A 26,050-nucleotide genomic window follows, 5' to 3' on the forward strand; every position below is an offset into this window, starting at 1 on the left:
AAGGAGGAGGGGTCAGATCGACCGTATAGGCGCAACTGCTGTTCCAGTGCAGTCCTCATTCGGGTGCCGCGTCCGGTTCCTCTCGCAGGTCCTGCGCTTGCTGAAGCTCGGCGTTGATGCGACGGGCTTCGGTGAGTTGGTCTTCGAGGATGATGATGCGGCAAGCAGCGTCGAGCGCCGTGCCGTTGGCTACGAGTTCGTGCGCGCGGGCTGCGATGCGCAGCTGGTAGCGGGAGTAGCGGCGATGTCCGCCCTCAGAGCGTTGTGGGGTAAGCAGTTTCGCGGCATCGAGGCTACGAAGGAAAGCTTGCCTGACACCGAGGATCTCGGCCGCATGTCCCATGCTGTACGCAGGATAGTTCTCGTCGTCGAATCTGCCGGAGGGGTCCCCCGGTGGTGTATCTGCCGGAATGGCTCGCTTCTTTCGCTGAACGGACGGGGCCCCCGGCGCGAGGAGCGCCGGGGGCCGGATGGGGTTGAACTTACTTACATAACTGCATTCTTTCGAACTTCCGGACTCGCACAAGACATCCGGTAGCCGCTTTGAAGGGGGGTGCCGGGTCCGACTACACACTCACACACGAATTCGGCCCCGACACGTCCCTGCCCTGCGGTACTGCTTGCGGGTAGTTCATCTCTCCCGCATCTCTTGACTCGTTCCTTGCTACGAGAAAAAAGATACAACAGCCTCGCGAGAATGTCTACCCTGACCGCTGTAGATATTTTGTTGCGAACATTCTAGGTGTTGATATTCAGGAACGGCCTGGTCACCGGGGGTGAGAGCGCTCAATGTGAGTCATAGGAGATGGATCTGGGACAATGCTCCGATGCGAAATACCCCGAAGTCCGAGTCGTTGTTGCGCGCCCGCGCGGAGAGGGAAGAGCGCACCGGCTCCTCCGAGCATCCAGCTGATGGCGCGCCGAACCCCGGAGAGGACTCGTCGTCGTCCGAGCCGGGGGCACGCAGCGACAGCGCCACGATTCGGTCGGCTCGGTCCGAGCTCTCAACTCACGCCAGGGCAGTGGAAAGTATGCACGAGGCGATCCATCCTGATCGCGATTGAGGCAGCTGCCTCGTCGGGATGCGGGGGACTCCTTCATCCCGCTCACTGCAACGCACGACGGCCGCCGCACTCCCGAAAGTAAGGGGAGTGGCGACGACCGTCGAGTTGTCAGAGTGTGCGCTCAGTACTTGAACCTCAAGGCAGCAACTGGTCCAGGAAGGTGTTGCTGAAGACCTTGTGCGGATCCAACGCGTTGAATGCGGCGTTGGCGGTGTCCCAGTTGTCGCTCGATGGGACGCCGTCGCGGTAGGTCTGGGGGAGGCCCTGGGTGATGATCGGGGTGTCGGTGTACGGCTTGTCGGGGCCGAACGCCCAGCCCTTGGACCACTCGGGGCGGAAGGTGGCGTCGTTGTTGTTGTAGTGATTACGCATCCACTGTTCCATTTCGCGGTAGAACGCGAACATGCCGGGGGTGCCGGGGACGCCGAGGACGTTGAGCCAGATGGCGGTGTCCCATTCCGGATGGTCGGGCCGAGGGCGCATGGCCGAGATGGTGGGGGCGCCTGCCGAGTCGACCTCGACATCCGACGGTTGATCGAGGCCGCAGCAACGGATTTCGACGGGGCCGTTGAGGGGGAACTGTCCGATAGAGCGGTAGTACTCCATGCGACCGTTGAACCACTGGGTGAAGTCGTGGATGACCTGGCCGATGTTGGCGCGCGAGGTGATGACGGCTCCGCCGCCCTCGGTCAGACGAAGGGTGGTGGCCCGGATGTAGAACTGGACGTCCTTGGACCATCCCCACAGGTCGTTGGAGAACGTCGCGGCGAGTCCGGCAACGGTGGTGGCGTACATGATCTGCCCGAATGCCGGTGCGATGCCCGGGTTTCCGGAGTTGATCTGGCCGATCATGTCGGTGACCGGCTCCGGGAGGTTGTCGGAGAAGATGTAGTTGTACGGTCCGGTCACCTCACGCGAGAACGGCGGCTTGGTGGGGGCAAGTGACCACACCTTCATCCACGGGCGTTCGGTGAAGGGGTACCAGATTGCTTCTGCGCGACCGTTTTCGCGGACGAACTTCTCGAAGGTGCGTCCGGACGCTCCGCGGGCGCCGAAGAGTTCCTGCCAACCGATGTCGGTGTGGCTGACGCAGCGCATGCGGTAATTGGGGGCGGCCTGCAAGGTGACGGAGGTGAGGAAGGTGCGTCCGAGGTGAGTCAGCAGCGGCTTGATCGCCGCGTCGCTACGTGCATACGTCTTCAGCGCGTACTCGCTGCCGTTCCAGACCACTGCGGTCAGGGACGTGACGAGGTTGGAGAGTGAGCCGAAAGTCTGTCCGGGAACGTGTGCTTCGCCTTCGGCGGGGAGCGCTGCGCCGTGAGCGTCGACGGCGAGGCAGCCGGCAATGGTCAACACACCCGGCGCCGGCAGGTTCGCGAACCCGAGGCCCTGTGCCTGCAGTGCGGTCGTGATGGCGTCGAGGGTCGCGCCGGGTCCTGCGGTGACGGTGGCTGGGCTGCCACCGGCGTTGACGGAGACTCCGGTGAGGTGGACCGTGGTGTCGGCGAGGATGACCTTGTCGACCGGCGCACCGTTGACGATGGTCAGCGGCGTCCAGCCGTGCATGGCACCGCGGGGACGAATGGTGTAGCCGTTGGCATGGCCCCAGTTCGCGAGGCGGACTACGTCTTCGGGCGTCTTGGGCGAACAGGTCCAGATCGCGTCGAGCATGATCTCCTTGGACCAGTTCTGATATGCCTGCTGGTACAGCGCGATGCCTTCGGGGAAGGCAGGCGGCGGCGTGAGGGTGGAGACAGGACCACCCGCGGAGCCGGAAGAGCCGGCGGGGACGGCGTAGGCCGGCGTCCAGCCGGCGAATGCGGTCGCTGCCACGGCGCCGGCTCCAGCGGCCATGAAACCTCGTCGGGACAGTCGGAACTTTTCGTCTTGTGCCGTCATCTTCGGGCTACTCCATCGGGTTCGAGAACTACGGTGAGTTCTAACAGGTGGGTATCAGACAGGTTGGTATCAGACAAGAGTGAGAACTACGTCAGCCAGGGCAGGAGCTTCGCGCTCCAGTACAGAAGCTGAGATCAGGAGTCGCCCATTGTCTTTCCAGATCTGGATACTCAAGTTCTCGCCGGGAAATACGACCCCGGCAAAGCGGGCCCGAAATCCGGCTACCCGACTGCTGTCGCCGTCGAGCATGGTATCCACTGCGGTCTTGCAGACCATTCCGTAAGTACACAGTCCATGCAGGATAGGCGCTGGAAAGCCTGCCGCGGAGGCGAATTGCGGATCCGAGTGCAACGGATTCCGATCACCACACATCCGGTACAGCAAAGCCTGCTGTGGAAGCACAGGCGTCACCACTGTCTCATCTGCTTCGCGATCCGGAAGCGTAATCGACTCCGACGGACCACGTTCACCCCCGAAACCACCCTCGCCGCGGGCGAAAATGGACGAGCGAGCTGTCCACAGCGGGTTGCCCTCGGCGTCAACCGTGACGGATTCCTGCACGATCACCGCGGCCTTGCCCTTGTCCCAGACCTCGGCGATTCGAGTTGTAGTGCGGCCACTTCCACTTGCCGGGATCGGCTGATGGACAGTCACTTCCTGGCTCCCGTGGACTACCTTCGCCAGATCGATTTCGACGCCGGGGAACGACACCTTCGGTGCTTCGGTGGCGTGGAAGTTGGCGGCGACGGTGGCAAAGGTGGGTAGTACCTGAGGCTTTTCGTCGTCGAGGTATCGAAGCTCGTTCGGATCAAGCGGACGAGCACCTGCCCCCAGTGCCAAGTGGTAGTGCTGCACGTCCGACGGGGTCCACGAGAACTCTTGTGGCGCAAGCTCGGCGCCGAGTGCGATCTTCGGATCAATTGGCATGGTCGACCGCCGTCTTTTCAGCTGCAGGTGCTTCGGTTGTCTCGGCCTTCTTCGCACGCTCGACGATGTCGAGTACGGCCAAGTAGCCGAAAGTCATTGCGGGACCGATGGTCGCGCCTGGTCCGGCGTAGGTGTGGCCCATGACCGGAGCGCTCGCGTTGCCAGCCGCGTAGAGGCCGTCGATGACGCTTCCGTCTTCGCGTAATGCTCGGCCGTTGACGTCGGTGCAGATTCCGCCCTTGGTGCCGAGGTCACCCGGAACCATCTTGATGGCGTAGAACGGAGCCTTGCTGATTTCGGCGAGGCTGGGGTTCTTCAGTCGGGGATCGCCGTAGTACGCGTCGTAACCACTGTCACCGCGTCCGAAGTCCTCGTCCTTGCCGTTGCGCGCGAAGCCGTTGAACCGATCGACGGTTTCGGTCAGCGATGCGACGGGAAGCCCTGTCTTCTCTGCCAATTCGGCGATGGTTCCCGCCTTGACCACGATGCCGGCCTTGAGCCAGCGGCCGGGGAAGGGGGAGCGGGGAGTGATACCGGCAAACGTGTAGCGGTTGCGGTAGCGCTGATCGAGAATCATCCACGTCGGGATGTTCTCGCCGGGGCCCTCGCCCTGACCGTACTCACCGCCGTACATCGCATGGGTTGCCTCGACGTACGGAGCCGCCTCGTTGCCGAAGCGCTTGCCCGACATGTTGACCATCATGCAGCCCGGGAGGGTGCGCTCGGAGAGAGCGAACCACGGTCCGCCGGTCAGCGGAATGGACGGGCCCCACCAGGCGTCGTCCATGAAATCGACTGCAGCGCCCACTTCTTGGCCTGCGCGGATACCGTCGCCGGTGTTTGCCTTCGCGCCGACGGTCCATTCGGTGCCGATAGGTGCGCGCTGGTACTTCTCACGCATTTCCTTGTTGTGCTCGAATCCGCCGGATCCCAACACGACTCCGTGGCGAGCGCGGATGACCTGATCCTCGCCGTCGACGATGACGTTGACGCCGCGAACTGCGCCGTCTTCGGTGTACAGGGAGGTCAGCGGGGTGTTCAGCAGGATGGGTACTCCGGCGGACTGAAGTCCGAGTCGAATACCGGCGACCAGTGCCTGGCCGCGAACCAGCAGATCCTTCTTGGTGGCCTTCGCTGCGAGGAATCGCATGCCGACCTTCATGGCGCGCAGGGGTCCGCGAGGATTGCGCATCAGCAGGTTGAGCCACTTGTAGTCGGCCTGGGTGATGACGAAGTTCTTGGGGGCCTTGACGTAGTCGGGCTCGAGGTTCTTGCGGTCGGCGCCCAACTTGTTGCCGTCGAACGGGGTGGGCTCGACACTGCGGCCACCGAGGCGTCCGCCGGGTGCTTCCGGGTAGTAGTCGGAGTAGCCGGGAACCCACTGCAGCTCGAGCGGGCTGTTCTTCAACACGAACGAGAGCATCTCGGGACCGCGCTCGAGATAGGTGTCGATGCGTTCGGGAGCGACAACGTCGCCGATGATGCTGTGCAGGTAGGAACGTGCGGCCTCCGGTGTATCGGTGACACCGTCCGCTTGAAGTGCCTCGTTGTTGGGGATCCAGACCCCACCACCGGAACGGGCGGTCGATCCGCCGTAGTGGGCGGCTTTCTCCACGATGACCACACTCAAGCCCTGGTGGGCTGCGGTCAAGGCCGCTGTCATACCTGCGGCACCACTGCCGACGACGACGATGTCGTATTCCTGCTTGCTCATGTAGAACACGTTATAGAATGATGGGGGTGTCAGTCCATGCTTTCTGCCAGGAAGTATTTCCGGACGTTGTCATTGATAACGAAACACGTTGCAGTGAGATTGAGGATGGTGCGGTGTGACCTGGGATACTTCGGTTGACGTCCTTGTGGTCGGGTTCGGTGTGGCGGGCGCCAGTGCGGCGCTCGAAGCTGTAGCGGCCGGTTCGTCGGTTTTGGCAATCGACCGAGCACTCGGTGGTGGTGCCAGCACGATTTCCGGAGGAATCTACTACGCCGGCGGCGGCACCGTGATTCAAAAGGAAGCCGGTGTCGAGGACAGTCCCGAAGCCATGCTCGCCTACCTGAACCGCGAGGTCGGTGACGCGGTGACGCCGCAGACTCTGCGCCGGTTCGTCGACGAGAGCCCGGCGTCGATCGACTGGCTGCGCAATCACGGCGTGCCGTTCGAGGCCTCACTCTGTCCGTACAAGACGTCGTACCCGAGCAACAAGCACTACCTCTACTTCTCGGGTAGCGAATCGGCCGGCGGGTTCCGTGACATCGCAAAACCTGCTCCGCGTGGTCATCGCGCCAAGGGGCGTGGCACGTCGGGAAAGATGCTGTACGGCCCGCTCGCGAAGTCCGCGGAGGCGAAGGGCGTCCAGTTGCTCGGCCAGACGCGAGCGGACCGGCTGATCATCGAGGACGGCCGGGTGATCGGCGTCGAAGCACTGACGCTGCGTGACGCACCTGCCGGAGTTCGTCGCCGTCACGCGACGCTCGGGTCCCTGTCCTCCAAGCCCGGCGTCTACGCACCGCAGTTGCGCACGATTCTCGACGCACTCATCGCGAAGATCGAGAAGAAGCACGCCAAGCGGATTCGCATCCAGGCACGCGGCGGCGTGATCCTGAGCGCCGGCGGCTTCGTGTCCAATCGCGAGATGATGCGCACCCATGCCCCCGCCTACAAGGGCGGTATCCCGCTCGGCACCTCCGGGGACGACGGCAAAGGCATCAACCTTGGCGTCGAAGCCGGGGGAGCCACCGACAAGCTCGGCAATGTGTCCGCCTGGCGATTCATCGTCCCGCCGAGTGCTTTTCTCGGTTCCATTTTGGTGGGTGAATCCGGTGCGCGAATCGTCGACGAGTCCCGTTACGGTGCCGCTCTCGGTCAGGCGATGGCGGAGAAGAGCAGCGGAATCGGTTGGCTGCTGGCAGATTCCGAACTCGTTCGCGAAGCGAAATCGCAGATAAGTGACCAGTCGATGTGGTTCCAGCGGGTACAGACCACCGGAATGATGCGTACTGCAGTGCGTGGCAACACCATTGCCGAGGTCGCCCGCAAAGCGGGGATAGACGTCGCCGGCCTTCAAGCCACCGTCGACGCGCACAACTCCGCTGCCGCTGCCGGACAACCTGATCCGATGGGCAAACCGTCGGACTTCGTCAGGCCGATACTGTCTGCGCCGTTCACGATGTACGACGTCTCGATCAAGCCCAACATGATGAATCCGTGCCCGATGCTCACGCTCGGTGGATTGGTGGTCGACGAATCGTCCGGCATGGTGAAAAACGAGGCCGGGGAGGGTATCCCTGGTCTGTACGCCGCCGGCCGTACCGCGGTCGGTATCTGTTCCAACTCGTATGTGAGCGGCTTGTCGCTCGCCGACTGCGTATTCTCCGGACGACGAGCCGGTCAGCACGCAGCCGCATTCTCCACAGTCGGAAAGGCCTGAACGATGCTCTCGACGCAGATCCGCGGCGAACTTGCCGACCATCTTGATTCGGCGGAACGGGATCGCGCTCCGATCAGCCCGCTGATCGCCACGTATCCGGACATCGACGTCGTCGACGCCTACGAGATCCAGCTCATCAACATCAGGCGTCGTGTTGCCGGTGGCGCAAAGGTGGTCGGACACAAGGTCGGACTCTCGTCACTGGCGATGCAGCAGATGATGGGCGTCGACGAGCCAGATTACGGTCACCTGCTCGCCGAGATGGAAGAGTTCGAGAACCGTCCGGTCGACACGTCGCGCTTCTGCTTCCCGCGCGTCGAGGTGGAGGTCGCCTTCATTCTGGGAGCAGATCTGCCGGGCGCCGGGTGCACCGAACAAGACGTCATCGACGCCACTGTCGCCTATGCGCCGTCCATCGAGTTGATCGACAGCCGGATCAAGGACTGGAAGATCGGCCTCTCAGACACCATCGCGGACAACGCGTCCTCCGCCGGGTTCATCCTCGGCAAGGAACGAGTTCGCCCGTCGGACATCGACATCAAGGCCATCGACGCGGTGCTGACCTGCAACGGCGAGCGGATTGCGGAGGGGCGCAGCGATGCGGTTCTCGGTAACCCGGTCACCGCTGTCGCGTGGTTGGCGCAGAAGGTCGACACGTTCGGAGTTCGGCTCAAGGCCGGCGACATCGTTCTGCCGGGTTCGTGCACGCGAGCGATCGACGCTCATCCAGGCGACAACTTCCGAGCCGAGTTCAGCGGCCTCGGTTCCGTCTCTCTTCAGTTCACGTAGGAGTAGTCATGACCAAGGCAAGTGTGGCGATCGTCGGATCGGGAAACATCAGTACCGATCTGTTGTACAAACTGCAGCGTTCCGAGTGGCTCGAACCGCGATGGATGATCGGAATCGATCCCGAGAGTGAAGGATTGGCGCGCGCCCGCAAGATGGGACTCGAGACCTCCGCCGAGGGCGTCGACTGGTTGCTCAGCCAGGCGGAGAAACCGGACCTGGTCTTCGAGGCGACGTCGGCATACGTGCACCGCGAGGCAGCACCACGCTACGAGGCCGCCGGTATCCGTGCCATCGACCTGACGCCGGCCGCGGTCGGCCCGGCTGTGGTTCCGCCCGCGAACCTGCGTGAGCACCTGGACGCACCCAACGTCAACATGATCACCTGCGGTGGGCAGGCAACCATTCCGATCGTCTACGCGGTATCACGTGTCGTCGACGTGGCGTACGCCGAGATCGTCGCCTCCGTTGCATCATTGTCCGCCGGCCCGGGAACTCGCGCGAACATCGATGAGTTCACCAAGACCACCAGCCGCGGTATCGAGACCATCGGCGGCGCACAGCGCGGCAAGGCGATCATCATCCTCAACCCCGCGGACCCGCCGATGATCATGCGCGACACAATCTTCTGCGCTATCCCCGAAGACGCCGACCAGGCCGCGATCACCGACTCCATTCACCGCGTCGTCAAGGACATCCAGCAGTACGTGCCCGGCTACCGGTTGCTCAACGAACCGCAGTTCGACAAACCGAGCGTCGTTTCCGGTGGCTATGCAACGGTCACCACGTTCGTCGAGGTCGAAGGCGCAGGCGATTTCCTGCCGCCGTACGCGGGCAACCTCGACATCATGACGGCAGCAGCCACCAAGGTGGGCGAGGAAATCGCCCAGAAGCTTCTGAGTGTGAAGGCATGAGCGACATGATTCATTTCGATTCGAGCTGGGACATCCGCGTCACCGACACATCGCTGCGCGACGGCTCCCACCACAAGCGTCATCAGTTCACCGTCGACGAAGTACGAGCCATCGTCGGTGCCCTCGACGGAGCCGGAGTGCCGGTCATCGAGGTCACTCACGGCGACGGCCTCGGCGGGTCCTCCTTCAATTACGGCTTCTCGAAGACTCCCGAGCAGGAACTGATCAAAGCTGCAGTCGAGACGGCGACCAACGCGAAGATCGCCTTCCTGATGCTGCCCGGATTGGGCATCAAGGACGACATCGTCATCGCACAGGACAACGGTGCGTCCATCTGCCGCATCGCAACTCACTGCACCGAGGCAGACGTATCCATCCAGCACTTCGGCCTCGCGCGTGAGCGTGGACTCGAAACAGTCGGATTCCTCATGATGGCTCACTCGATTCCGCCGGAGAAGCTGGCCAAGCAGGCTCGCATCATGGCCGACGCGGGTTGCCAGTGTGTGTACGTCGTCGACTCGGCCGGCGCGCTGGTACTCGAGCAGGTATCCGATCGCGTCGAGGCGCTGGTTCAGGAACTCGGCAACGACGCTCAGGTCGGCTTCCACGGCCACGAGAACCTGGGCCTGGGCGTCGCCAATTCCATTGCGGCAGTTCGTGCGGGAGCCAAGCAGATCGACGGTAGTACCCGTCGGTTCGGTGCCGGCGCCGGCAACGCCCCGGTCGAGGCCTTCGTCGGTGTCTGCGACAAGATCGGCGTCAAGACCGGTATCGACTTCTTCGCCATCGCCGATGCAGCCGAAGATGTTGTGCGCCCGGCAATGCCGCAGGAATGCCTGCTCGATCGTCAAGCGCTGATGATGGGCTACGCCGGCGTGTACTCGAGCTTCCTCAAGCATGCCGAGCGTCAGGCCGAGCGGTACGGAGTGTCGTCCGCGGAACTGTTGGTGCGCGCAGGCAAGCGCAAGTTGGTCGGCGGACAGGAAGATCAGTTGATCGACATTGCGCTGGAACTCCAGCGCGAAGCAGCGGCTTCCTAGCCCATGGCAGACGTACTGGCCGGAAAAGTGGCCTTGGTGACCGGCGCGTCCTCAGGGTTGGGGCGCGCCGTCACCGAGATTCTCCACCGCAGGGGCGCACAGGTTTTCGGTATCGCCCGCGACAAGGAAAAGCTGCGACAGTCGATGGTCGAGGTGGTTGGCGCGGATGGAGAGCGTCGTTTCGCGGCGACGGACGTCTCGGATTCCGCTCAGTGTGATGCGGCCGTGCAGGCGTGCGTCGACGAACTCGGTGGTATCGACATCCTCGTCAACGTGGCGGGATCGCACTCGCTTCGTCATACGGCGGATATTGCGGATTCCGAATGGGCACATGACCTTGCGGTCAATCTGAACGGACCGTTCTTCCTTTCCCGAGCAGCACTGCCGCACTTGCTGGAACGGGGCGGCAACATCGTCAACGTCTCCTCGATCGCGGGGCTGGAAGGGCAGGCGTACTCGGCTGGATACTGTGCTGCCAAGCACGGACTCATCGGACTGACCCGAGCGATGGCGATGGAGTTCACCGGAAAGTCTCTGCGTGTCAACGCAATCTGCCCCGGCGGCATGATGACTCCTCAAGTTACCGGATTCACCTTCCCCGACGGAGTCGACTTCGACCTCGTCATGAAGGTTGCCTCGCCGCGTGGCTTGATGGAAGCCGAGGACGTTGCGAAGATGGTGGCTTTCGTTGCCTCCGACGACGCCTCGGCGATACACGGGGCCGTCTACTCGGTGGACAACGGAAAAATGGCATGACCCCGTTGGTCTCGGGACCGATCTTCCAGATCTGCTGGGTGGTCGAGGAGATCGAGGCCGCCGAACAGGAGTTCACTCGGCAGTGGGGAGTGGAGCGATGGCTACGTATGCCAGACATCGCCTTTGGTCCCGAGACCACAACGTATCGAGGTGAGCCCGCGGACTATGTCGTTCACGTGTCGATCGGATATGCGGGCAGCCAACAGCTCGAGTTGATCCAACCAGTGTCCGGACGCAACCTGTACACGGAGTTCCTGGAGACTCACGGCGTCGGAGTTCATCACATGGCCTGGGTTCCAGGCGATTACGAGGCGACGTTGCTCGAGGCCGAGCGTCGCGGAATGTCGGTGGTGCAACAAGGTCGGGTAGAGGGCGCCGGCATGGAGTTCTCCTACCTCGATGCCGGGCCGTTGGGTGGATACGTCGAGTTGATGAAGCTCTCGCCCGAGATTCGGTTGATGTTCGCTTCGCTCATTCCTGATTGACGGCAAACACTTTTGTGAAGTAATCGGAAACGTTCTCCGGGTGACCACGGAATCCGAGGTAGCCGTCGGGGCGAATGACCAGCGCCGCCGTACCTTCGACCCCATACGCGGCGCACAGTTGCGAGGCGTTGTCCTCGATGATCGGCACCAGCGAGTCGACGGTCACGGTTCCCGGTGGCACTATCGCGTAGACGTCCAGCAAGCCGTGCGCTGATCGAATTGCGGCGTCGGCGACCTTCTCCAAGCTGTTGATGCTCTCCGCGGATCCGTCCGAAGTCAGCAGTAACGTGTGGTCGACTCCGGACAGCAAGTCGAACAACCGAATTGGATACTGCACACCGTCTCGGCGCATTCCGCGTGCATCGGGTGCACGCTCGCCCGGTTGAACGTGTGGACTCGAAGAATTACGCCCGGTGTTCAGCGGACTCTCCGAGTAGTCGATCAACAATTGAGCCTGGCGCCGCATTGCCGTGTCGATCGAAGACTCTCCCGAACCGATTCCTTCTCGAGCATTTCGGACGGTCATCCCGACGACTTCTTCACCGACCGGCCGTCTTTCGGCGTCGTAGGTCTCGAGAAGATCTGCTGTTGCAACGCCTTTGACGGCGAGCGCTACCTTCCATGCGAGGTTGTGGGCGTCCTGGATGCCGGTGTTCATGCCCTGCGCTCCAGTCGGGGGATGGATGTGCGCGGCGTCGCCGGCGACAAAAACCCGTCCGCGACCGTAAGCGTCGACGATGCGGTGGCTGATGCGGAAGACCGAGGACCATCGCAGCATCGAGGCGGTTGTCGGTTCTGGGGACAGTCTGTCGAGCACAGCCTGGATGTGATGGAGTTCAGGTGTCTTTCCGGTTGAAAAACCGTGTTGTACAGCGGCTTTGTTCGACGATTCGTCCGGCATCAACTCGTCCGGAACGAGCATCGACATGCGGTACCGCTTGTGTCCGGGAAGTGGGATGCAGACGAGTAGATCGTCGGTGGTTCCGTCGTCGCTGGTGTGGTTGGCGCGGACGGAGTAGCCGCTGGGGATCGACCAGTCGACTTCGACGTCGCCGAGCATGTAGCTCTCGGCAAACGCGCCGCCCTCGAAGCTCAGGCCCAGCCCTTTGCGGACCACGCTGTGCGCGCCGTCGGAACCCACCAGGTACCGGGCTGTCACAGTGCTGCCGTCGCTGAGGGTGCAGGTGACGGCGTCGTCGGACTGTTCGAATGCAGTGAGGCCGACTCCGCGTTCGACGGTTGTTCCCAACTCGGTGAGGCGCTCGGTGAGGATGCGCTCCGTCGAGTACTGAGGCAGACAGAGAAACCAGTAAGGAACGTCCTCGGGGAGGGTGAGGTCGACGCGGCCGACCTCGACGCCGTTCGTGTACATGATCTGACCGCGCATCAATGTCGAGGCGTCGAGTGCCTGGCGGAGCACCCCCATGTTCTCGAAGAGTTCGAGAGTGCGTGGCTGAATCCCGACGGCTTTCGCGTATTGCCGCGGTTCGTCGAGCGGGTCGACTATTCGACAGGAGATACCGCGTCTGCGCAGCTCGATCGCGGTGGTCAAGCCGATCGGGCCGGCGCCCGCTACCAATACGTCGGTATCCATGAGGACCCACTCACGTCGGGGACAGTCGGTCATTTCAGTATGGGTACGCGAACTTTTGTTTTGGGGAAATTCGCGCAGATCGGGCATCGAGAGGTTGTGTCTCGCGCCGACTGTCCGTCCGCGCACCGACTGTTTTGCGCTATTGCTCGTCTTCGAAGCCGAGCGCGATTCTCCTGCACAGAAGCGTGAGCTCGACCTCGTCGACGCGTGGCGCGTCGTCCCATGAATCGACGTCGTTCCAACTCACTGAACTCGGAGCGCCGAAAGGCCTGACGAAAACGTGCTGATGAAAGTGGGGGACGCTTAGCCCAGCGATCGCGGAGAACACGAATTCCGGAGTCAATTCCGAGTCGAGGGCACGTGAGACGCACCAGACCGCGTGTGCGATGGCGAGTGCTTCAGGTTCGGATAGTGAAGGCAACCCGGACACGTGTCGACGGGTCTCGACGAACACATATCCAGGAACCGAACGTCCGTGTGGTGGAGGGGGCCGATGGGAGACAACGACGAAGTCGTCCTCGAATATTCGAGGGCTGACGAGCGGGCCTGTTCCTCGGTGTTTGGCGCATATTGCGCACGTTGACGTCCCCATTCCACTTTTGTAGCGAGTGTGGCGCGGTGGCGGAAGATTTGCGATCAGCCCGAACGGAGGGTTCATCTAGATGTACAAATTGACATGTTTGTAAAAGTTTTACCTTGAAAATCGTTGACAAAACGCCATCATTTGTCCACTCTCTATACATAGATGTTGTTCGTGTCGCGGATTACCGCGCAGGACGCACTCACTGATCCGAACGAGAACTGGAGAATTCGATGGCGGCGTTGGTGTACACCGAGCCAGATGGTCGGCTCGCAACTTGGAGAGACCGGAAACGCTACTTGTGGCTGCTGGCGCTGATTCCGTCATCGGCAACTTTCATCGCCGTGGGGCTTGTTACCGCCACCGGATGGAATGTCTTCTGGTGGACCGGCCCACTGATCGCGTTTGCTCTCATTCCCGTCATCGACATCCTGGCGGGTGAGGACGGGAAGAATCCGCCCGACGAGGTGATCGACGAACTCGAGAACGACCGCTTCTACCGGTGGTGCACCTACGCCTATCTGCCGCTGCAATACACGGCCTTCTTCCTGTCCTGCTACATCTGGGCGCGTTGGGATTTGAGCGTTCTCTCCAATATCGGACTCGCAGTGACGATCGGTGTGACGGCCGGAATCGGCATCAACACCGCCCACGAACTCGGGCACAAGAAGGAGAGCGTCGAGCGCTGGTTGTCCAAAATCGTTCTCGCGCAGAGCGCTTACGGTCACTTCTACCTCGAGCACAACCGTGGCCACCATGTGCGAGTGTCGACTCCGGAAGATCCGGCGACCTCGCGCTTCGGTGAGACCCTCTACGGTTTCTGGCCGCGCAGCGTCGGCGGGGGATTGAAGTCGGCGTGGCATCTCGAGAAGACCCGCTTCGAGCGTTTGGGCACCACGCACTGGAGCATCAAGAACGACGTGCTCAACGCCTGGCTCATGTCGGTTGTTCTGTTCGGTGTCGCGCTTGCAGTATTCGGGATCGGCATCGCGCCGTACCTCGTGATCCAGGCGTTCATCGGGTTTTCGCTGCTCGAAGCGATCAACTACCTCGAGCACTACGGACTCCTGCGTCAGAAAACCGCAAGCGGACGGTACGAGCGATGCACGCCGGCGCACAGCTGGAACAGTGATCGCATCTGCACCAACGTCTTCCTTTATCACTTGCAGCGGCACAGCGATCATCATGCGAATCCGACACGGCGCTACCAAGCGCTTCGCAGTATGGAAGAGGCCCCTCAGCTCCCGAGCGGCTACGCCAGCATGATCATGCTCGCAACAGTCCCGCCCCTGTGGCGCAAGGTGATGGACCACCGCGTTCTCGAGCACTACCGAGGTGACATCACCCAGGTCAACATCGCGCCGAAGAAGCGGGCCAAGATCCTCGCAGCCTACGGGGTGAACGCATGAACGCCTACATCTGCCCGATCTGCGACTACACGTACACCGAATCGACAGGCGCTGCGCGAGAAGGCTTTCCGCCCGGCACGCCGTGGTCGAGTATTCCGGACGACTGGTGCTGCCCCGACTGCGGCGTCCGCGAGAAGGTCGACTTCACCCTCGTCACGCAATCCTGATCGAAATACCCACCGGTGAAAGGAAAACCGATGTCCGAGACTGCCACTGCTTACAAATTGTTCCGCTGCCTCCAGTGCGGGTTCGAATACGACGAAGCGATCGGCTGGCCCGACGACGGTATCGAGCCGGGTACTCGCTGGGACGAGATTCCCGAAGACTGGTCCTGCCCTGATTGTGGTGCCGCCAAAGTCGATTTCGAAATGGTGGAGGTGGACCGCTGATGACAGCGGTCAGCGAGCCCGACACACGCACCGTCGTGATCGTGGGCACGGGCATCGCCGGTTCCGGTGCCGCGCAGGCCCTGCGCAAGGAAGGGTTCGGCGGCAGCATCATCCTGATCGGAAGCGAACCTGAGGAGCCGTACCGCCGCCCAGCGCTGTCGAAGGAGCTACTGTCCGGGAAAGCGTCGTTCGATCGGGTTCGGTTGCGGCCGTCGACTTTCTGGAACGAGCAGGGTATCGATCTTCGGATCGGCGCAACTGTCACGAGTATCGACACAGATTCCCGCACAGTACTTTTAGCCGACGGTGACAGCATCGACTACGACGTTCTGATTCTTGCCACGGGTGGACGGTCCCGACGGTTGGCCGCGGAAGATTCCGAGCGCGTTCACTATCTTCGGGATATCGCAGACATGCGACGCTTGCAATCCCAGCTGATCGAAGGATCCTCGCTGTTGGTGGTCGGCGGTGGCTTGATCGGATCGGAGGTGGCGTCAACGGCACGCGACTTGGGTTGCAGTGTGCAGGTTCTCGAAGCGCAACCGGTGCCCCTGTCCAGGCTGCTTCCACCGTCGATAGCGGAGAAGATCGCCGCGCTGCACGTCTCGGCGGGCGTCGCCTTGCAGACGGGAGTCGACCTCGAGACGCTCACGACGGGTGCCGACGGCGTCACCGCACGTGCGCGTGACGGACGCGAGTGGACAGCGGAGTTGGCCGTCGTCGCAATCGGATCCTTGCCCGATACCGATGTGGCTGCTGCTGCGGGTATTGCGGTGGACAACGGGATTTCGGTAGACCGATACCTCCGGACCTCCGTCGACAATGTGTACGCGATCGGCGATGTGGCCAACGTGCCCAACGGTTTTCTCGGCGGCATGCACCGTGGTGAGCACTGGAACACTGCGCAGGACCACGCAGTTGCAGTTGCCAAGACCATCGTCGGGAAGGAAGAACCCTTCGAATCCGTCCCTTGGAGTTGGTCGAACCAATTCGGCCGCAACATTCAAGTAGCGGGTTGGCCAGGCGCGGACGACACCGTGATTGTTCGAGGAGACTTGGACTCCTATGACTTCACTGCGATCTGCATGCGCGACGGAAATATCGTCGGTGCTGTGAGCGTGGGCCGGCCGAAGGACATTCGTGCCGTCCGAACCCTTATCGAACGCTCCCCGGACATCAGCGCCGACGTACTCGCCGATACAAACAGGGATCTGACCGAACTTGCGGCGGGTCTTGTCGCCTCACCGGTGCTCTGAGTGCACTCGTGACTTCTGTGGCTTGCGTGTCCACCGTTTTGACACCGAGCACGGGCGATGGAAATCTTCCCGATATGTCCACCGCTCGTGCCCGTGTCCCGTACCACGAGGCAGCTCGTCAACTCCTCCGTGCGTCAGCGCTCGACGCCACACGCGAACTCTTGACCGAGAAATCGTGGAACGACATCACGATGGCGCATATCGCGGAAGCTGCGGGCATGAGCCGGCAGACGTTGTACAAAGAGTTCACGTCCCGCCAGGGATTGGCGTCCGGATACCTCATCCGTTTCGTCGACGAGTTCCTCGAAGAGGTGGAACGCGAAGTAACGCTGCATCATTCGGATCCGCGGGGCGCGGTCTCGGCAGCCTTCCGTGCCTTCTTCGACGCCGGTGCACGGGATCCGATGGTGGTCAGCATTGTCGGTCCCCGGCCGCAGCACGACCTGCTGAGCTTGGTCACCACTGACGGGACTCCGCTGCTCGAACATGCGAGCGCGAGGTTGGCCGAGATCTTCATGACCAGTTGGGCGAACGTCGACCGCATCCATGCCGAGATGTTCGGCAGCACGATAGTGCGTCTGGCGATCAGTCACGTGACGTTGTCTTTCGGTACCCCCGATCAGATCGCCGAGAACCTGGGGGAGATGTTCGGGCCGTTCCTCGATCAGGTCATCGGTTCGGGCACAGTCGAACCGAACTGAGCCGACAGGATCGATACGGTTTCCGGGCTAGGACGGAAGTTCGATCGAGCGTGATCGCCGTAGTTCTTCGGTGGGAAATATCGTCGTTATGTGTGAATCCGCGTCTCACTTCTCGGTAGCGTGCCGGGCGTAGATCGAGGTGCGATCCACAGGGGGTGGCTCTCGTGAATTTCCGTCAACGGTGGAGGAATTCGAAGATGAAGAGCCGCAACAAATCTCGAGTGATGTCGACAGTCGCGCTAGTTGCAACATTTGTCATGGCCGGTGCAGGTGTGGCAATTGCCGACGAATCATCGTCAGGGTCTTCCGGCAGCGGATCGCTCGGTTCCTCCGGTGCGGCAGCGGTTGATCCGTTGACCTTCGACGGTTGGGGCACGTGCCCGATCGAGGATCTCGAGGTGACGACGTGCGCCAGCGTCGTAGTTCGCGGAGGGACCATGAAATTGGGCGCACTTTCGGTGCCGATCCCGGACGGAAGCCTCAAGGTTGCGGGCGGAGTGAAATACGCGACCCAGCCGGACAACAGTTTCATCGAGACGTTCGTCGCCAAGCAGGACGGGTCCAACGGGGTCTATTCCAATCCGATTTCGGTACCCGGAGGTGCTCTCGGGATCGATACTCCGCTGGGACTGACTCAGATCAGCGCGACGGTGGAATCGGTGGGAGTCCCGGATCTGAAGGTTCTCGAGCAGGAACTCACCATGCCTGTTCGATTGAAACTGTCTAATCCCTTGCTCGGTGACGATTGCTACATCGGTTCGGTTTCGAATCCGATCAACCTTCACCTGACCACAACCGGAAACCCTCCGTCGGAACCTATCGGTGAGTTCCCCGGTGCAGTGTTCCCGGCAGTCCCACATTCGGATGCGGTGTTTGCGGCGCCGGGAGCCAGCGGGTGTGGACCGCTGGGTGCGCTCAACTGGGCCGTGAATCTACGCGGGGGAGTGCCGGCGGCCAGCGGAAAGAACTCTCTCACCACGTCGAGCGAAGTCTACGCGGTGGCTGCACGAAAGGTGCGACCGCCTGCCTGACGGGACGCGCGGGCGCTGGAACGTAAAACGAGGGCCGACCCGTGGGTCGGCCCTCGTTCTACACAATCAGGTCAGCTGACCTCGGGATCACGCACCGTGATGGTGCCGTCCCTAACCGCGTCGGCGATGCTGTCGTGCAGTTTCGGGCAACCGTCTTTCAATGCCGTCGACTGACCGGAAGCAATTGCCTCTTTGAAGGTGTGGCAACGCAGCGCCGGGTCGGAAGTCCACTGAACACTGGTGTGCTTGTACGTGTTCTTGCGAACAAGTACGCAGGCACCGCATGCCTTGCAGTCGACTTCCTGCAGACCCGAGTCGAGGTATTCGTGCTTGTCCTCGATCGTCTGGGCCGCGATCGCCTCGAGCCGTTCCGTTTGCCCGGCAAAGTCCGGTGCCTTGGCCCAACGAGCCCACCGTGCGTCGGTTCCGATCGAGGCGCTCACGATTAGACCTCTGCTTCCTTCTTTGCTGCTTCTGCTGCGGCTTCCTTCTCAGCCTTCTGGCGTGCGAGGTTTTCCTCGACCTCGGCGTGCCAGGCTTCGTTTGCCTTGGTGGTGTCCACCTCGAACTCGAAGCGCTGCGTCATCTTCTCGGTGACGTCGGCCTTGTCCACGTAGAACTGCTCGTACCAGCGTCGTAGCTGGTAGACGGGGCCGTCTTCTTCGCAGAGAAGGGGATTCTCGATCTTGGTCTTGTTCTTCCAGATCGCGACGTCCTGCAGGAAGCCCTCGCTGATGCCCTCGGTGAACTTGCCGGCCAACTTGTCGGCCATCTCGTCGGAGACACCCGTCGGCTTCTTCACCGTCACGCCCCACTGCAGCACGAACGAGTCCGGGCTGATCGGGTAGTGGCAGTTGATCAGAACACTCTCGACCTCGTATCCGCTGTAGCTGTTCCACAGGGGATTGACCATGTACGACGGTCCGTAATACGCAGCTTCGGAGCGAAGAAGCGTGTCGCCGCCGTACTGGGAGGCCATTCCGATGTCGGGACGGCCCGTGGTGTTGAGGTACTGAGTGGCGATCTCACCTTCGAAGACGTTCTTGAAGTACGTCGGGAAGGCGTAGTGGATGTAGTAGAAGTGCGCCATGTCGACCACGTTGTCGATGATCTCGCGGCAGTTGGACCCCTCGATGACCATGGAGTTCCAGGTCCAGTCGGTCCATTCGTCGCTGTACGCACCCTCGATACGAGGAATCACGATCTCCTCGGGCGGCGGATTGCCCTCGGGGTCGTTCCAGACGAAGAGCTGACCGTTCTGCTCGAGCGTCGTCCACGCGCGGGTGCGTGCGAGCGGAGGCACGCGGCGGGCATAAGGAATGCCGGTGCACTTGCCGTTGCCGCCCCAGCGCCAGTCGTGGAAGGGGCAGGCGATGGAATCGCCCTTGACCTCGCCTTGTGTGAGGTCACCACCCATGTGACGGCAGTATCCGTCGAGAACTTTGATGTCGCCCTTGCTGTCGGCGAACACCACGAGCTTCGTACCGAAAGCCTCGATCGCGTGCGGTTTGCCGTCCTTGAAGGTCTTCAGTAGACCCAGGCAGTGCCAACCGCGGGCGAAACGAGTTTGCACCGTTCCGACGTCGATCTCGCGAATCTGCGCCATTGTGACCTCACATCCCTTCTAGCTGTTAGTAGAACACGTTATAGAACTCGATCCGGTTCCGCCAGATTTTGGGGGCACTTGTTACAGCATTGCGGCCACAAACGGGACCTTTGTCAGCGTCTCGACAGAAAAGAGAACGTGTTCTAGTCTCAAGTGTAAGTGAACCAACCGATCGAGGAAGACGGGAGCGTCGAAGTGGGTAACCATGACAGCCACGAGGTGATGCAGAGGCTCGACGCACTACTGCCGGCACTGCGCGAGCGCGCACAGGAGACCGAGGATCTGCGTCGTATCCCCGACGAGTCCATCAAGGCTCTCCAGGAAACAGGCTTCTTCCGCTTGCTGCAGCCGAAGCAGTGGGGCGGATACGAAGCCGATCCGGTGCTGTTCTACTCCGCGGTCAAGAAGATCGCCAGCGCGTGTGGTTCCACAGGGTGGGTCTCCTCGATCATCGGGGTACACAACTGGCACCTCGCCCTCTTCTCTCAGCAGGCGCAGGAAGACGTGTGGGGCAACGACACTGACGTTCGCATCTCGTCCTCTTACGCCCCGATGGGTATGGGTGAAGTAGTCGAGGGCGGATACAAGGTCAACGGTGCGTGGGCGTGGTCCTCGGGTTGTGACCACGCCAGCTGGGCCGTTCTCGGTGGTCCGGTGTTCAAAGACGGCCGCGCGGTCGATTTCGTGAGCTACCTGATTCCTCGCGAGGACTACCAGATCGACGACGTGTGGAATGTGGTCGGCCTGCGTGGAACCGGCTCCAATACCGTTGTGGTCAAGGATGTTTTTGTTCCCAAGCATCGCGTGCTGAGCTTCCGGGCGATGAGCGAACTGACCGCCCCGGGCCTCGAGAACAACACCGCGCCGGTCTACAAGATGCCGTGGGGAACCATTCACCCCACCACGATCTCGGCGCCGATCGTCGGAATGGCTTACGGAGCTTACGAAGCGCACGTCGAGCACCAGGGCAAGCGTGTTCGCGCTGCGTTCGCCGGCGAGAAGTCGAAGGACGATCCGTTTGCCAAGGTGCGCATCGCCGAGGCATCCAGCGACATCGACGCCGCGTGGCGTCAGCTCTCCGGCAACGTCGCCGACGAGTACGCGTTGATCCTTGCGGGCGAAGAGGTTCCGATGGAACTGCGGCTGCGCGCTCGACGTGACCAGGTGCGCGCCACGGGCCGCGCGATCGCCTCGATCGACAAGCTCTTCGAGAACTCCGGCGCCACGGCGCTGCAGAACGGCACTCCTATTCAGCGTTTCTGGCGCGATGCTCACGCTGGTCGCGTCCACGCCGCCAACGATCCCGAACGCGCGTACGTCATGTTCGGAACCGGCGAATTCGGTCTGCCGATCACCGACACGATGGTCTAGAGGAGGCTCAGTGACAACCACCGAAGAAGCCCTCACCTACGAGTCCACTTCACGGTTCGCGCAAGTGCGCCCCGATCTGAAACTGCACTTCCACGAGGCGGGCGTCGGAAACGACAAGACCATCGTGCTGCTGCACGGCGGTGGCCCAGGCGCGTCGTCGTGGTCTAACTTCGCCCGCAACATTCCGGTGTTGGCGAAGAGCTTTCACGTCATCGCGGTCGATCAGCCCGGTTACGGGCAGTCCGACAAGCCGACGGAGCATCCGCAGTACTTCGTTCACAGTGCGTCGGCGCTCAACGATCTCCTGGACACGCTCGAGATCACCGGTCGCGTTGATCTGCTGGGCAATTCGCTCGGTGGTGGCGCTGCTGTTCGCTTTGCGCTCGACTACCCGGACCGTGCGGGTCGCCTCGTTCTGATGGGCCCCGGCGGTCTGAGTGTCAACCTGTTTGCGCCGGACCCCACCGAGGGCGTCAAGAACCTCGGAAAGTTCAGCTACCAGCCCACCCGAGAAAACCTCGAAGCATTCCTGCGGATCATGGTCTTCGATCAGAAGCTGATCACGCCGGAACTCGTCGACGAACGTTTTGCTGCCGCCAGCACTCCCGAGTCGCTGGCTGCGGCCAAGGCGATGGGTAAGTCCTTCTCCAGCGGTGACTTCGAGCTCGGCATGCTCTGGCGCGAGGCGTACAAGCTTCGTCAGCGTGTGTTGCTGATCTGGGGCCGTGAGGATCGGGTCAACCCTCTCGACGGCGCACTGGTCGCGCTCAAGATGATCCCGCGCGCGCAGCTCCACGTCTTCGGCGGTTGCGGTCACTGGGCGCAGCTCGAGAAGTTCGACGAATTCAACCGGCTCGCAACCGACTTCCTGCTCGACGGAGGTAAATGATGGGTATTCGATCTCTGGCGTACATGCGCATCGGGGCCACCGACATGGCTGCGTGGCGCGAATACGGACTCAAGATCCTCGGAATGATCGAGGGCAAGGGCGTCGACGCGGAATCGCTGTATCTGCGTATGGACGACTTCCCGGCGCGTCTTGTCATCGTTCCGAACGACACGGACCGTCTGCTCGTCTCGGGTTGGGAAACCGCGAATGCCGCTGAGCTGCAGGATATCCGTGACAGGTTGTCGGCAGCCGGTGTTCCGTTCAAGGAAGGCACGGCGGAGCAGCTCAAGGACCGTCGCGTCGTCGAGATGATCGCGTTCGAGGACACCTCGGGCAACTCCCTCGAGGTGTTCCACGGAGCTGCTCTCGAACACCGCCGGATCGTGAGCCCGTACGGGCACAGGTTCGTGACGGGTGAGCAGGGCCTCGGCCACGTCGTGCTCACCACCGATGACGACGATGCTTCGCTGCGGTTCTACCGCGACGTACTCGGATTCAAGCTTCGCGACTCGATGCGTCTGCCTCCGCAGATGGTCGGCCGGCCCGCGGACGGCGACCCGGCGTGGCTGAGGTTCCTCGGCTGCAACCCGCGTCACCACAGCTTGGCGTTCCTGCCGTTGCCCAACCCGACGGGCATCGTGCACCTGATGCTCGAAGTGGAGAACTCCGACGACGTCGGACTGTGCCTCGACCGGGCACTGCGCAAGAAGGTCAAGATGTCGGCGACTCTCGGTCGCCACGTCAACGACGAGATGCTCTCGTTCTATATGAAGACTCCAGGCGGGTTCGACATCGAATTCGGTTGTGAGGGGCTAGAGGTCGAGGACGAAAACTGGATCGCGAGGGAAAGCACGGCCGTGAGCCTGTGGGGTCACGACTTCACGGTGGGAATGAAGCCGTGAGTTCGCCCGACGCGTCGGTGAGTGCGGAGCAGGCGATCGATCCACGCCAGTTCCGCACGGTTCTCGGGCAATTCTGCACGGGTATCACCATCATCACGACAGTCGACGACGGTGAGCCTGTCGGGTTCGCATGTCAGTCTTTCGCGGCCCTGTCACTCGACCCGCCTTTGGTGTTGTTCTGCCCCACCAAGGGTTCTCGGTCGTGGGCGGCAATCGAGCGGACCGGTAAGTTCGCCGTCAACGTGTTGGCGGAGGAACAGCAGGCGGTGTGTGCTCGTTTCGGGTCACGTGAGCCGGACAAGTTCGCGGGCATCGATTGGACGCCATCGCCTCTGGGCTCGCCGATCATCGACAAGTCCCTTGCACACATCGACTGCACGGTGGAAACCGTCCACGACGGCGGCGATCACTACGTCGTCTTCGGTCGGGTTTCGTCGATGAGTGAGATCAAGACCGAACGCCCGCTGCTCTTCTATCGCGGGCAGTACACGGGCATCGAGCCGGACAAGACTGTTCCGGCTACCTGGCGTGACGATCTGGAAGCGTTCCTGACGACCACGACAGAAGATACCTGGCTGTAGGGGGCAAGCCCCCTGTGCGCCTTTTTGGTAGTGGTAACTACCAAAAAGGCGCACAGGGCCGGAGGCCCTACAGAGAAAAACAGGTATGACAGAAGTCGTCACCGAACGGCGTCAACAGGATGCTACGACGCACTATCTTGTTCGATCGGCCGGCGCGCTTGACCGCCTCGATCACCGATGGCTGCACCTCGACCACCTGGTACCGGTCGGCCTCGACGGGCTCGCGTGAGAATGCCACCAAACCGAGCCGATGCAGGTTGTTCAGGTACGCGCTGATGCGGTCCAGATGACGACAGCCTGCCAGTTCTCCGATCATCGACAGACCCTCGTCGATCATCTCCGAGCCGACACCGAACGGCCGCGCCGTGCGTACGTCCACGCTCGGTTGCGCACCGGAGGTGGCCAACAGCCGAAGAATTCGAGCTTCGTCGGGTGCGATCTCGTCGAGTATCCGGTCGTAGGCCGGGTGCAGATCGTCACGATCGGTCACGTCAGCGGAACGGTCCAGCAATCTGTCGCCACGTGCCCGCAGCGCCGCGAGAGTGGCCTCCACGCTCTGCTTGCGATTGGTTCGAGTTGCCATTGCTGCCCGTAGGTTCTCGGTCCGCGAGCCGTCTCCGTTGGAGTTCTCGGCCCGACGTTCGGATTGAACATTGGCCGATTCAGCGGCCTCTGCCGCGGCTTCGGCCGCAGCCTGAACGATCTGCCGCGTCGCCTCCTTCGCCGTTCCGAAAGCCCAACCCGTCAGCTTGATCGACGTGAGCGTCGTCGTGGCGGTCAGCCCGACGAGGCTACGGATCAGACGCTTTTCGACGGATTCGACCGGCGTGATGTCCGCAGCCCAGTCGTACGATTCCGCTTCGACGATCATGCGATGGTCGTGCTCACTCATGCTCATACTCCGAATATTGCGAGGTGTAGGAAACCGGCAAACGAGCCCAGCACGGCCCCGTGTACGAACAACAGCCACTCGTCCTGCTTGACGGCTGAGCGTAGTAGTTCGCTGAAATCTTCCGGTGAAAGGATGCTCATGCGTTCGGTGACGAAGACACGAATCTTCTCCGACTGGTTCTCGGCGAACTCCGCGTCCTCGAAGACCCTTGGGTACAGGTCGAGCACTTCGGTGGTGGCCAGGCCGGGCAGACGCTTGTAGCTCTGCGAACCAACGGTCATCTTGACCACCGACTTTGCCCAGCCGGCTGCGTCGTCGACGGATTCGCGCAGTACCTGATCGAGCATCCGCCGCGTTCGGTCCGAGCGGGGACCTTCGAGGAGTTCGGTGCCGATGTTCTCGAGCGTCACGACGTGATCGGCGAGGGTTTTTGCGTACCCGGCGATGATCTCGGTGCGGCGTTTCAGGAACAGTCCCTGCCGCCACGGCACCCAACGGCTGGGGGTGATCGGTTCGAAGATCATCGTGATTCCGAGGTAGTTCACGATGTACCCGATGATCACGCCACCGATGGGAAGCACCCACCACTGCGGAACCAGATGGAGGATTCCGACGAGCACGAAGCCCATCGGGAACCCGAAGTAGAAGCCGAAGTTCTGCATGAACCTGAGCTCTTTGTTGCCCATCGTGCGGAAGATGTCGTTGAGCAGTTTGGGGTGCGAAGAGAGGTAGCGGATCACCATCAGCTTCGCGTCGATGAACTCGTCGATGTCCTCTTCGATGCGGTCGGTGATCATGCGCACGCTGGCCGGCAGATCGTCCTCCACCTTGCGGAAGACGGCTTCCTTCACCGACGTCGGAAGGTTGTGCCAGAGCTGAGGATTCTCGGCCGTCATGATTCTGGTGACCACGCCGCGCACTTCACTGCGAGAAATGTTCACCAAGTGCTCGGCGATGCTGTCCGGGTCCAGGACGCGATAGAAATCGGCGATGCTGCCGACTTTCGCGAGGGATTTGTCGACGGCGATCGACGCCATCTTCTCCGCCCGCGAGGGGACGATGCCTTGCCAACCGAATCTGCCGTCGCTGGTGATCGCGGGGATCACCTGAACGCGCCGGGGGAGGAACGGGAAGAGCAGTTTGAGTCCGGGCACTTTGATCCCGTGGAAGTTGATCGGCGCAAAAAGCATCAGGACGCCCGACCAATTGGTGATGTACCCGATGATTCCCGTGAACAAAGGAATGGTGATCAACTGTTCGAGCAAGTGGTCCGGCACCGTCGCACATCCTCCTCATATCCGAGAACCTCACGTTCGGACATGATTGCCGAAACTTCGCTCTTCGTGGGTGTTTCGTTGGCTACTGCTGCGCCTTCCCAGTTGCGTCAGCATAGAGGCCCGACAATTCGGGCTGTAGGTGGGTAGGAAGTTGATGTAACCTCACGTACATGGTCAGTATTGCGCACAACACGACGACGCCGGTTCTCTTCCGGCGCATCGTTTAGCAACTGCTGACCGAACCCTTTCAGCCCCGGGAGTTATCGCCCCGGG

27 protein-coding genes are annotated in these 26,050 nt (G+C 61.8%); 17 read left to right on the plus strand and 10 right to left on the minus strand.

The features are described 5' to 3' along the window. Positions 1-55 precede the first annotated feature (55 nt). The gene (locus AOT96_RS14445; RefSeq protein WP_003945791.1) at positions 56-343 is read right to left on the minus strand and encodes a MerR family transcriptional regulator; all 288 of its coding nucleotides are present in this window, start codon (positions 341-343) and stop codon (positions 56-58) included. 484 nt (positions 344-827) lie between these two features. Between AOT96_RS14445 and AOT96_RS35310 the strand changes: the two genes are divergently transcribed. Further along, entirely contained in the window at positions 828-1,064 is a 237-nt protein-coding gene (locus AOT96_RS35310) for a hypothetical protein (RefSeq protein WP_125050305.1), read from the plus strand. Positions 1,065-1,199: 135 nt separating this feature from the next. Here the strand turns inward: AOT96_RS35310 and AOT96_RS14450 are convergent, their stop codons facing one another. From AOT96_RS14450 to kstD, 3 genes are all read right to left on the minus strand, one after another. Beyond that, entirely contained in the window at positions 1,200-2,963 is a 1,764-nt protein-coding gene (locus tag AOT96_RS14450) for a cholesterol oxidase substrate-binding domain-containing protein (protein ID WP_007734073.1), read from the minus strand. 69 nt (positions 2,964-3,032) lie between these two features. Then, positions 3,033-3,890: a MaoC/PaaZ C-terminal domain-containing protein gene (locus AOT96_RS14455; RefSeq protein WP_003945880.1), complete on the minus strand. Its 858-nt coding sequence runs from the start codon at positions 3,888-3,890 to the stop codon at positions 3,033-3,035. Beyond that, complete coding sequence (gene kstD, locus AOT96_RS14460) at positions 3,880-5,604, minus strand: 3-oxosteroid 1-dehydrogenase (protein WP_197523639.1); 1,725 nt, start codon at positions 5,602-5,604, stop codon at positions 3,880-3,882. Before kstD ends, AOT96_RS14455 begins: the two co-directional genes overlap by 11 nt. Positions 5,605-5,719: 115 nt before the next feature. Between kstD and AOT96_RS14465 the strand changes: the two genes are divergently transcribed. The 6 genes from AOT96_RS14465 to AOT96_RS14490 are packed head-to-tail and all read left to right on the plus strand — an operon-like array spanning position 5,720 to position 11,299. Next, positions 5,720-7,318, plus strand: coding sequence for an FAD-binding protein (locus AOT96_RS14465; RefSeq protein ID WP_065351914.1), 1,599 nt, complete (start codon positions 5,720-5,722; stop codon positions 7,316-7,318). Positions 7,319-7,321: 3 nt separating this feature from the next. Continuing rightward, a complete protein-coding gene (locus AOT96_RS14470) occupies positions 7,322-8,107 on the plus strand; it encodes a 2-keto-4-pentenoate hydratase (RefSeq protein WP_042449395.1) in 786 nt (261 codons plus the stop codon). Between the two features lie 8 nt (positions 8,108-8,115). Continuing rightward, complete coding sequence (locus AOT96_RS14475; protein WP_020906143.1) at positions 8,116-9,018, plus strand: acetaldehyde dehydrogenase (acetylating); 903 nt, start codon at positions 8,116-8,118, stop codon at positions 9,016-9,018. Further along, positions 9,015-10,058 carry a 4-hydroxy-2-oxovalerate aldolase gene (dmpG, locus tag AOT96_RS14480; protein ID WP_007734084.1) on the plus strand — a complete coding sequence of 348 codons (1,044 nt, stop codon included), beginning with the start codon at positions 9,015-9,017 and terminating at the stop codon, positions 10,056-10,058. The genes AOT96_RS14475 and dmpG overlap by 4 nt, the downstream gene beginning before the upstream one ends. Positions 10,059-10,061: 3 nt before the next feature. Then, positions 10,062-10,814 (plus strand): SDR family NAD(P)-dependent oxidoreductase, encoded by a 753-nt coding sequence (locus tag AOT96_RS14485; RefSeq protein WP_019746895.1) that lies wholly within the window; start codon positions 10,062-10,064, stop codon positions 10,812-10,814. Continuing rightward, positions 10,811-11,299 carry a VOC family protein gene (locus AOT96_RS14490; protein WP_064688613.1) on the plus strand — a complete coding sequence of 163 codons (489 nt, stop codon included), beginning with the start codon at positions 10,811-10,813 and terminating at the stop codon, positions 11,297-11,299. The genes AOT96_RS14485 and AOT96_RS14490 overlap by 4 nt, the downstream gene beginning before the upstream one ends. Here the strand turns inward: AOT96_RS14490 and AOT96_RS14495 are convergent. Both AOT96_RS14495 and AOT96_RS35710 read right to left on the minus strand, forming a co-directional pair. Continuing rightward, positions 11,286-12,893 carry an FAD-dependent monooxygenase gene (locus AOT96_RS14495; RefSeq protein ID WP_065351915.1) on the minus strand — a complete coding sequence of 536 codons (1,608 nt, stop codon included), beginning with the start codon at positions 12,891-12,893 and terminating at the stop codon, positions 11,286-11,288. The genes AOT96_RS14490 and AOT96_RS14495 overlap by 14 nt on opposite strands. A 139-nt stretch (positions 12,894-13,032) precedes the next feature. Further along, on the minus strand, positions 13,033-13,314 hold the full coding sequence (locus tag AOT96_RS35710; RefSeq protein ID WP_197523640.1) for a hypothetical protein: 282 nt from the start codon (positions 13,312-13,314) through the stop codon (positions 13,033-13,035). A gap of 392 nt (positions 13,315-13,706) precedes the next feature. On the opposite strand from AOT96_RS35710, the gene AOT96_RS14505 reads away from it, so the two are divergent. The 6 genes from AOT96_RS14505 to AOT96_RS14530 all read left to right on the plus strand — a co-directional run bounded on the left by AOT96_RS14505 (position 13,707) and on the right by AOT96_RS14530 (position 18,259). Continuing rightward, the gene (locus AOT96_RS14505) at positions 13,707-14,882 is read left to right on the plus strand and encodes an alkane 1-monooxygenase (RefSeq protein ID WP_003945652.1); all 1,176 of its coding nucleotides are present in this window, start codon (positions 13,707-13,709) and stop codon (positions 14,880-14,882) included. Further along, entirely contained in the window at positions 14,879-15,049 is a 171-nt protein-coding gene (locus AOT96_RS14510) for a rubredoxin (RefSeq protein ID WP_007734092.1), read from the plus strand. Before AOT96_RS14505 ends, AOT96_RS14510 begins: the two co-directional genes overlap by 4 nt. A 30-nt stretch (positions 15,050-15,079) precedes the next feature. Beyond that, positions 15,080-15,271: a rubredoxin gene (locus tag AOT96_RS14515; RefSeq protein WP_007734094.1), complete on the plus strand. Its 192-nt coding sequence runs from the start codon at positions 15,080-15,082 to the stop codon at positions 15,269-15,271. Beyond that, the gene (locus AOT96_RS14520; protein WP_007734096.1) at positions 15,271-16,527 is read left to right on the plus strand and encodes an NAD(P)/FAD-dependent oxidoreductase; all 1,257 of its coding nucleotides are present in this window, start codon (positions 15,271-15,273) and stop codon (positions 16,525-16,527) included. Before AOT96_RS14515 ends, AOT96_RS14520 begins: the two co-directional genes overlap by 1 nt. 74 nt (positions 16,528-16,601) lie before the next feature. After that, a complete protein-coding gene (locus AOT96_RS14525; RefSeq protein WP_007734097.1) occupies positions 16,602-17,228 on the plus strand; it encodes a TetR/AcrR family transcriptional regulator in 627 nt (208 codons plus the stop codon). A 197-nt stretch (positions 17,229-17,425) separates the two neighbouring features. Then, the gene (locus AOT96_RS14530) at positions 17,426-18,259 is read left to right on the plus strand and encodes a hypothetical protein (RefSeq protein WP_064112433.1); all 834 of its coding nucleotides are present in this window, start codon (positions 17,426-17,428) and stop codon (positions 18,257-18,259) included. Between the two features lie 71 nt (positions 18,260-18,330). On the opposite strand, the gene AOT96_RS14535 is transcribed toward AOT96_RS14530, so the two are convergent. Both AOT96_RS14535 and AOT96_RS14540 read right to left on the minus strand, forming a co-directional pair. Further along, a complete protein-coding gene (locus AOT96_RS14535) occupies positions 18,331-18,702 on the minus strand; it encodes a hypothetical protein (RefSeq protein ID WP_007734099.1) in 372 nt (123 codons plus the stop codon). A 2-nt stretch (positions 18,703-18,704) separates the two neighbouring features. After that, positions 18,705-19,865 carry a Rieske 2Fe-2S domain-containing protein gene (locus AOT96_RS14540; RefSeq protein WP_003945847.1) on the minus strand — a complete coding sequence of 387 codons (1,161 nt, stop codon included), beginning with the start codon at positions 19,863-19,865 and terminating at the stop codon, positions 18,705-18,707. A gap of 195 nt (positions 19,866-20,060) precedes the next feature. Between AOT96_RS14540 and hsaA the strand changes: the two genes are divergently transcribed. From hsaA to hsaB, 4 genes are read left to right on the plus strand one after another with little or no spacing between them, the layout of a single operon-like run. Continuing rightward, on the plus strand, positions 20,061-21,236 hold the full coding sequence (hsaA, locus tag AOT96_RS14545) for a 3-hydroxy-9,10-secoandrosta-1,3,5(10)-triene-9,17-dione monooxygenase oxygenase subunit (protein ID WP_039973406.1): 1,176 nt from the start codon (positions 20,061-20,063) through the stop codon (positions 21,234-21,236). 10 nt (positions 21,237-21,246) lie between these two features. Further along, the gene (gene hsaD / locus AOT96_RS14550) at positions 21,247-22,125 is read left to right on the plus strand and encodes a 4,5:9,10-diseco-3-hydroxy-5,9,17-trioxoandrosta-1(10),2-diene-4-oate hydrolase (RefSeq protein WP_003945808.1); all 879 of its coding nucleotides are present in this window, start codon (positions 21,247-21,249) and stop codon (positions 22,123-22,125) included. Then, on the plus strand, positions 22,125-23,027 hold the full coding sequence (gene hsaC / locus AOT96_RS14555; RefSeq protein WP_003945585.1) for an iron-dependent extradiol dioxygenase HsaC: 903 nt from the start codon (positions 22,125-22,127) through the stop codon (positions 23,025-23,027). Before hsaD ends, hsaC begins: the two co-directional genes overlap by 1 nt. Continuing rightward, complete coding sequence (gene hsaB, locus AOT96_RS14560) at positions 23,024-23,608, plus strand: 3-hydroxy-9,10-secoandrosta-1,3,5(10)-triene-9,17-dione monooxygenase reductase subunit (protein WP_003945677.1); 585 nt, start codon at positions 23,024-23,026, stop codon at positions 23,606-23,608. Before hsaC ends, hsaB begins: the two co-directional genes overlap by 4 nt. A 67-nt stretch (positions 23,609-23,675) precedes the next feature. Here the strand turns inward: hsaB and AOT96_RS36045 are convergent, their stop codons facing one another. Both AOT96_RS36045 and AOT96_RS14570 read right to left on the minus strand, forming a co-directional pair. Then, positions 23,676-24,500, minus strand: coding sequence for an Abi-alpha family protein (locus AOT96_RS36045; protein WP_003945623.1), 825 nt, complete (start codon positions 24,498-24,500; stop codon positions 23,676-23,678). A gap of 2 nt (positions 24,501-24,502) precedes the next feature. After that, on the minus strand, positions 24,503-25,777 hold the full coding sequence (locus AOT96_RS14570) for a DUF445 domain-containing protein (RefSeq protein WP_007734105.1): 1,275 nt from the start codon (positions 25,775-25,777) through the stop codon (positions 24,503-24,505). Between the last annotated feature and the right edge of the window lie 273 nt (positions 25,778-26,050).

Origin of the sequence: Rhodococcus sp. 008 (assembly GCF_001682295.1) — a bacterium.
GTDB lineage: Bacteria > Actinomycetota > Actinomycetes > Mycobacteriales > Mycobacteriaceae > Rhodococcus_F > Rhodococcus_F qingshengii.